General features: G+C 43.4%; 2 pseudogenes. Both read right to left on the minus strand.

Going from position 1 to position 1,017, the window contains the following annotated elements:
* Positions 1-546, minus strand: a pseudogene (locus PX481_RS06640) (Calx-beta domain-containing protein); the annotation flags it as partial.
* Positions 547-567: 21 nt separating this feature from the next.
* Positions 568-867: pseudogene (locus PX481_RS06645) on the minus strand (DUF642 domain-containing protein); the annotation flags it as partial.
* Between the last annotated feature and the right edge of the window lie 150 nt (positions 868-1,017).

Raw genomic sequence — 1,017 nt, forward strand, 5'->3', positions numbered from 1 at the left:
AATAGTAGCGGTGGAAGTATTAGGTGCAATGGTGATAGTTCCGGTTTTGCTAGTGTAATCTACATTGGCGGTAGCGTTAATGGGTGCAGTGGTATAGTTGAAGGTAATTGGTTGCGGATTGGGATTATCAACTGTGACGGTGAGGATGGCATTATTATCTTTACCTTCCACTACGGTGATGTCGTTGATGGAGAGTTGCGAGGTGACACTGGTATCGTCATTGGTAATTGTTCCCGTGGCTGCGTTGGGAGTACCTACGGTATAACCTGTCCCAGAAGCAAGGGTTAAAATAACAGTTTCGTTACTTTCTACTATTGTGTCAGCAGTGGGGTCAACTGTTACGGTAGCAGTGGATGAACCAGCAGCAAAGGTGACGCTGGTGGGAAGAGAAGTGTAATCGATTCCATTGGTTGCTGTCCCACTGATACTGTAGTTAACTGTTAAAAGATTGGTGGTGGAACCTGTACGAGTGAAAGTGTAAATGAGATTAGCTGTCCCGTCTTCAGTCACGCTTGCTGGGGCTACCGCTAAGGTGATAGATGGTAGTAAAGAAATGACGGAAACGTTATCTAGTGCGAGGCCAAAAGCAGCATTTTCTGGCTCAATAGATAAACTATAAAATTCCAAGGTCGTTGTGGATGCAGTTGCCGTAAATACCCAGGTCTTATTTACCCAGCCCATATTATCATCACTAAACCCTGTAGTATCAAAGGAAAAAACTTCGGACTGGCCTGCGGCTGAAACTCCTAGTTGTCTGATGGGAGTTCCACTATAAGTATTGCCAGCCAAGGCAAAGGAGACAAGGTATTGTTGGCCTGCAATAGTGCTGAAAGTTTGAGCTATACTTTGCACGGCTACAACTTGCATTTTTTACTCAAGGACAATAATATAGTTTAAGAGTCATAATTAGAAGCAAGGCACTCATTAAAAACATGATTAACCTAGAATTCACGGAAGAAGAAAAGAACTCACTGTATTATGAAAGATTTCATCATCCCCATCCCCGGGTTCAACTGA

This window comes from Microcystis sp. M53603_WE2 (assembly GCF_030065435.1).